This window comes from Vibrio sp. Vb0667 (assembly GCF_033391095.1).
The window spans coordinates 1-1,016 of the sequence record NZ_JAWPOL010000439.1 but is presented as its reverse complement, the minus strand read 5'-3'; the positions used below and the strand labels follow the sequence as shown (position 1 = coordinate 1,016).

1 protein-coding gene is annotated in these 1,016 nt (G+C 48.1%); it reads right to left on the bottom strand.

Going from position 1 to position 1,016, the window contains the following annotated elements; translation table 11 throughout:
* Positions 1-1,016: NAD-dependent DNA ligase LigA (gene ligA / locus R8269_RS26495; RefSeq protein ID WP_318223071.1), on the bottom strand; the 1,016-nt coding region annotated here is incomplete at both ends.

Here is a 1,016-nt window from a genome sequence, read left to right as displayed (position 1 = left end):
TGTTCTTCCGTTGCAGCTTGAATCGCTTCCAGTGATTTAAAGTGTTGAGCTAGGTTTGCCGCCGTTGCCTCGCCCACTTCTCGAATACCTAACGAGTATAAGAAACGTGGCAAGGTTGTTAACTTCGATTTTTCTAATGCATTAACAATGTTTTGAGCAGATTTTGGCCCCATGCGATCCAATACGGTTAACACGCCAGCCGAAAGCTTGAACAGATCGGCAGGGGTTTCTACCATTTCACGATCGACCAATTGCTCGATAACTTTGTCACCTAAACCATCAACATCCAACGCTTTACGTGAGACGAAGTGCTTGAGCGCTTGCTTACGTTGAGCTTGACAGACCAAACCGCCAGTACATCGAGTCACCGCCTCCCCTTCGATACGCTCTACGTGCGAACCACAAACAGGACACTGAGTTGGGAAAATAATATCTCGCGCCGTTTCTGGTCGACGCTCTTTGATGACAGAAACCACTTGAGGAATCACATCGCCAGCACGACGAATCACGACCTGATCACCAATCTTTACTTGAAGGCGCTCAATTTCATCCGCATTATGCAGCGTTGCGTTACTCACCGTCACGCCACCAACAAACACGGGCTCTAACTTAGCAACCGGAGTGATCGCTCCCGTTCGGCCAACTTGGAACTCAACTTCATTCAATGTTGTGATTTCTTCTTGAGCCGGGAATTTGTATGCGATCGCCCAACGTGGAGCGCGAGCAACAAAACCCAGGCGCTCTTGAACGGCAATATCGTCAATTTTGATCACGACTCCGTCAATTTCGTAAGGTAATGCATCACGACGCTGCAGAATGTCTTGATAATAAGTTTTTACGTCTGCCAAACTGTCGACTCGCTTGGTCTCTTGACACATTGGCGGTCCCCAAGATTTTATCTGTAGAAAACGCTCATAGTGACTGGCTGCCAAATCAGCCCCTTGCACAACTCCAACACTGTATGCGTAGAAGCTAAGTGGGCGCGAAGCCGTAATACGCGAATGCAATTGACGTAA